The 5,223-nt window shown below is 68.9% G+C and carries 5 protein-coding genes and 1 pseudogene; all 6 read right to left on the bottom strand.

The genetic code is table 11. The annotated features are described in order from the left end of the window. Window positions 1-259 precede the first annotated feature (259 nt). Window positions 260-532: a DUF6506 family protein gene (locus tag ACTCB7_RS12780; protein ID WP_463006967.1), complete on the bottom strand. Its 273-nt coding sequence runs from the start codon at window positions 530-532 to the stop codon at window positions 260-262. A gap of 91 nt (window positions 533-623) precedes the next feature. Next, entirely contained in the window at window positions 624-2,033 is a 1,410-nt protein-coding gene (locus ACTCB7_RS12775; RefSeq protein WP_463006966.1) for a mannose-1-phosphate guanylyltransferase/mannose-6-phosphate isomerase, read from the bottom strand. A gap of 111 nt (window positions 2,034-2,144) precedes the next feature. Continuing rightward, window positions 2,145-2,531 carry a RidA family protein gene (locus ACTCB7_RS12770; protein ID WP_463006965.1) on the bottom strand — a complete coding sequence of 129 codons (387 nt, stop codon included), beginning with the start codon at window positions 2,529-2,531 and terminating at the stop codon, window positions 2,145-2,147. An 18-nt stretch (window positions 2,532-2,549) separates the two neighbouring features. Next, the gene (locus tag ACTCB7_RS12765) at window positions 2,550-3,317 is read right to left on the bottom strand and encodes a DUF3726 domain-containing protein (protein WP_224419928.1); all 768 of its coding nucleotides are present in this window, start codon (window positions 3,315-3,317) and stop codon (window positions 2,550-2,552) included. Then, the gene (locus tag ACTCB7_RS12760; RefSeq protein ID WP_224416754.1) at window positions 3,314-5,068 is read right to left on the bottom strand and encodes a hypothetical protein; all 1,755 of its coding nucleotides are present in this window, start codon (window positions 5,066-5,068) and stop codon (window positions 3,314-3,316) included. The genes ACTCB7_RS12765 and ACTCB7_RS12760 overlap by 4 nt, the downstream gene beginning before the upstream one ends. Beyond that, window positions 5,061-5,223, bottom strand: a pseudogene (locus tag ACTCB7_RS12755) (BCCT family transporter); the annotation flags it as partial. The pseudogene ACTCB7_RS12755 and the gene ACTCB7_RS12760, both read right to left, overlap by 8 nt.

Below are 5,223 nucleotides of genomic sequence, written 5' to 3'. Positions count from 1 at the left end.
GGGGCCAGATGCGATCTTCGTCCCTCCACCCCGGCAAGTCTTCTCCATACTGCCCGTGTTGGGTCATTTCCAACATACAAGCGACTTCAGTCGCGATGCCCTGGCCACAGCGACACCGCCGTCGGGGATAAATCCCCTCCCACAGCTCCCTGCACCGGCCCCCAGGCCCCCCTGTGGGAGCGACTTCAGTCGCGATGCCCTTGGCCACAGCGGCACCGCCGTCGGGAGGAATCCCCTCCCACACTCCCTCTATCAGGCCTTACGGCGTCGTGTAGTGCACCCGCCCCACCTTGACCGACGGCCCCACGGCCTCGCGCACCCGGGCCTCGCCCGCGTCGCCGAAGCTGGCACTGAGTTCGATGGCGGTGACCCCCTGGTCGGTCAGTTCGCGGGCGAGACGCACCGCCGCGTCCACACTGGACACCGTGGCCAGGCTCAGGCGGTAGTCGCGCCCTCCCTGGCTGGTCAGCGAGGTATTGCCGGGAGACGGCACAAGGATCAGGAAGGCGAGATGCGCGGGACGGGACGACATGGCGGGCTCCGGTGTAACGCTGCGTTACTCAAGCGTAGCGGGTCTGTCCGCCGTCGCCATGACGCGGGAGGGGAAAAGCACGGAAAGAGGATCAGGCGCGCCCGTAAGGATCGTCCAGGCGGACGATGTCGTCCTCGCCCAGATAGGTCCCCGACTGGATCTCGATCAACTCGAGCGGGATGACGCCGGGGTTTTCCAGGCAGTGCACCCGGCCCTGGGGAATGTCGATGGACTGGTTCTCGCCGACCAGGAAGCTTTCCTCGCCCAGTGTCACACGGGCCGTGCCGCGCACCACCACCCAATGCTCGGCGCGATGGTGATGCATCTGCAGCGACAGTCGCCGGCCCGGCTGCACGGTCAGCCGCTTGACCTGATAGCGCTCGCCGCTGTCCACCGGCTCGTAATGTCCCCAGGGGCGATGCACGACCCGGTGCTCGACCACCTCGCGACGCCCCTCGGCCTCCAGCGATTCGACGGACGCCTTGAGCAGTCCCGCCGCCTCGCGGGGCGCCACGAGCACCGCATCGGCGGTCTCGACCACGACCAGATCCTCGGCGCCCAGCACGGCCACCAGCCGATGCTCCGCGCGAACATAGCAGCCCCGGCTTTCGCGCAGCAGGACATCGCCGCATTGCACGTTGCCCGCGTCATCCCGGTCCTGCACCTGCCACAGCGCCGGCCAGCTGCCGATGTCGCTCCACCCCGCCGTCAGGGCCACCACCGCCGCGTGGTCGGTGTGCTCCATGACCGCATAGTCGATGGAGTCGGCCGGCGAGGCGCAAAACGCCGTGTCGTCGATGCGCAGGAAGTCGAGGTCCTGTCGCGCCTTGCCGTGCGCCTCGGTGCAGGCCGTCAGGATGGCCGGCGCCAGCCGCTCGAGCAGCGCCAGGTAATGACCGGCCCGCAGCACGAAGACGCCACTGTTCCACAGATAGTCGCCGCTGCGGCAGAAGGCCTCGGCAGTGGCGGCATCCGGCTTCTCGGTGAAGCGCGCCACCTGCCAGGCCTGCCCGGTCAGGCGCTCACCACGCTGGATGTAGCCGTAACCGGTCTCGGCACGCTCGGGCGTCACGCCCAGCGTCACCAGCCACCCCTGCCGCGCCAGCACCACGGCGCGTGCCACACTGGCCTGAAACGCCGCCGTGTCGGCAATCCAGTGATCCGACGGCATCACCAGCAGCACGGGATCGTCGCCATCCTGCACGGCCTGCAAGGCGGCCAAGGCGATGGCCGGGGCGGTGTCGCGCGCCGCCGGCTCGAGCAGGATGGTCCCCGGCCGCCCCGCCCGGCGCAGCTGCTCGGCCACCAGGAAGCGGTGGGCGTCATTGCAGACCACCAGCGGTGCCATGGCCGGGTCCGGCACACGCGCCAAGGTCTCGGCCAGCAGGCTCTCGCCGGACTCAAGCGCCAGGAACGGCTTGGGAAGATGGCGACGCGACAGCGGCCAGAGGCGCGTGCCGCTGCCACCGGCCAGTATCACCGGCAGGACGGGGGTATCCATGGCTGAGGGCCTTTTTCGGGTCATGCAATGCCCGGCAAGCGCCCGCCTTCTGGACAGCGGCCGGCTGCTTGCCGGTTCAAGACCTCATGACAGCGCTTATCGTCGCCGGAATCAACTGCCGGCCTGCTCCAGCGCCGCATCGGCGACGATCTCGATGCGCATCGCCTCCCGCGCGAAACCCGAGACGATGATCGCCGCGCGGTTGGGATACGGCGGCTCGACATACTCCGCATACACCCGGTTGACCTCGGCCAGGTCGTCGCGGGCGGTGACGTAGATCAGCACCTGGGTCAGCGCCGCCATGTCGGCCCCGGCGCAGGCCAGCGTATGGCGCAGGTTGTCGAGGGTCTGGCGGGTCTGGGCCTCGATGCCGCCCGCCACCACCTGGCCGTCGGCACCGATGGGGATCTGGGCGGTGAACAGGATGCCGTTGCCGACGACGGCCCATTCCAGGGGCGCCTTCGAGGCGTAGAGGTCCGTGGCGACCGGTTGAATCATGAATGCTTCCCCTTCTGCTCAATCGTTGTCGTGGGTGCCGGCCCCGGCGCCCTGCCGAGAGTCATCGGTGGCTTCCACCAGCATGCGCGTGGCCAGCGCCTTGAGACGCTCCCAGAGCGTGTCGTCCACCTCGATGCCTTCCAGATACGCCCGGTCGCGACAGGCCAGCAGGTCCGATTCCTCGTGCCGCGCCAGCAGGTCGTAACGGTAGTTGGAGCGCATGGCCGGCAGCAGGTCGACGTGGTTGGCCATGACCAGGGTGATGCCGTCGTTGGGTTCGTTTTCCTCGGGCACGTCGGCGACGGTATAGATACGGATCTCCGGTACCGTATGATTGGCCCGAAACCCCACCACCTGCTCGGTCAGCGGCTCGTGGGCATTGCGCCAGAAGGCGGTGACGTTCATGCCGCGTCCCGCCAGCCGGGCCAGATAGCCCATGATCAGCTGGCGGTTGTGGCAGTGGCGGATCTTGATCACCGCCAGCCCCCGGGCCCGCGCCTTGGCAAACCCCAGCTCCAGGGCCAGGGACGAGCTGCGCAGCACGCTGCAGCCATGGCCGTCCAGCACGGCCAGGTCGCCGTCCTGATACAGCACCGACGGCAGCGCATCCGAGGACTCGGCCAGCAGGTAGTCGAGCCCGCGGCTCAGGGCCGCCAGGCCACCGAGATCCAGGCACTGCATCCAGGCGACCATGTCGGCGGCATCCGCGGCATCACCCTCCTCGAAGCCCATGCCCAGAAAGGCCTTCCGGCACAGTCCCTGCAGTTCGTTGTGGGATACCTTCATCGTTCGCCTCCGACGGCTTCCCGGTGGCCCTCACTCTGCCGACCTGCCGGCTCCAGCGGGAAGCTCCAGTCATCGAAAGCCGCCAGGTCGTGCGGCTCGGCGTTGAGTTCATCGACCAGCGGCGCGCCCTGGAACAGGGTGATGCGCACCCAGCGGTCGGACTTGGGATCGAAGCGGCTGGCGCCGAAGAACGACAACTTGGTCCGCAACAGGTACATGGGCTTCATGTCGCGATGCCACAGGTTGGCGCGAATCTCGCCGTAGGGCGTCTGGGCCATGGTCTGGGTGCGCCGCACGATCGCCTTGTAGCGCGGCCGGGCGATCAGGAAGTCCACCACCAGCGCGCGGGGATTGTCGGCGAGGAAGGCACACAACGCCTCATGGGCCTCGCTGACCAGCGGCGCGATGGCCAGTGCCAGCTCCTTGTCGGCGCCGGGCTCGACGCCGCGCACGCCCAGCCGGGGCTCCTCCTTCTCCACCGAGCGATACCAGAACCAGTAGCGTGCCTCGGGCGAGGTAAAGTCTTCCGCCAGCGCCCAGTCGAAGTGGGTCTCGATCAGCTGCCGGAGCCGGACCAGCGGCATGTCCGGCGTCAGCTCCAGGCTCTCCTCGGCCCCCATCTCGTCCTCGAGCGGGTCCACGAGCAGCGGATAGAGCTCGATCAGCAGGGTGTTGATCAGCTCCTGGGCCTCCAGCGACAGGCTGCTGGCACTCCAGTCCGCCAGCTGCCGCCACAGGTCGGCTTCCAGCGGCATCTCCTCGAGCCAGGCGATCACCGCCGGCAACGCCGCCACCGTGGCGGCATTGCGCGCGCTCTGCTCGGCGTCCTCGGTCAGGGTCTGCGCCAGATGGGTCATGGCCCGGCGCGTCAGGACGATGAGCCGCCGGCGATCCGCCTCCTCCGGCCGTTGTGACAGCGCCAGCGCCAGGGCGCGCTCCCGGCAGTAGACCCACTGCTGAATCAGCTGCGGGTGATTGATCAGAAACGGCGCCATGCCCAGCCCGGTGGAGTTGCCGATGCCCAGATAGCGGCTCAGTTCCCGGGCCAGCGGCACCGCCGCCTCCGGCGCCCGGCAATGGGCGATGTGTTCCACCTGGTCGATCGAGAAGTGGCGCAGCAGATAGACCGCCAGCATCTGCGCCGAGAACGGCCGGCGGAAATCCGGGTTGTCGCGCAGGCGCATGAAGTCGGCGATGCCGAACTTGCCGTTGCCGTAGACCGCCGTGGTCCGATAGAGGTAGCCGACCCGGGTCAGCCACGCCGGGTCCGGCTGCGCCCCGGCCGACAGCGCCTCGACGAACTGGGCGAAGTTGCGCAGGCTGCGATTGGCGCGGGACAGCACCAGCACCCGCGGGTGCTGGCGCCCGGCCTCCTGCAGCGGCACGTTCCTGGCCATCTGCTCGAGCAGTGCCTCGTCGACGTCGCCCTCGACCACGCCGAAGGTCACGTCCCAGGCGTCGGCGATCACCCGATCGGAGCGCCGCGCCGCGTCGAGATACTGCGAGAAGATCACCCCGTGGTAGCGTCCGTGGGGCGTCTGCAGCCGGTAGATCGCGACCCCGTAGCCCTGCGCGTCCAGGTCGAAGCGTACGCGACTGATCTGCCAGCGCTGCCGGGCCATCTGGCGCACCAGGCTGCGCACGAAGCTCAACCGGCTGGCGTGCAGGCTGCCCAGGCGCTCCAGATCCATGACCGTCGCGGCCGGCCGCAGCGCCGGGCTGTCGATCGTCGGATGGCGCAGCTCAGTCATGGCGCGGCTCCCGGGGGCCGTCGATCAACCCCTGCTCGCGGGCCATGGCATAGGCCGCCTTGGGGCCGGTCCACAGCGAGGGCAGCAGCACCAGCGACACCGGGATCGCGGTGATCACGATGAACTGCTGCAGCACGCTGATCTGCCCCGAGCCC

It is taken from the genome of Modicisalibacter sp. (assembly GCF_055145905.1).
Note: the sequence above shows the minus strand (reverse complement) of the source record. Positions and strands in the feature narration are given on the sequence as shown.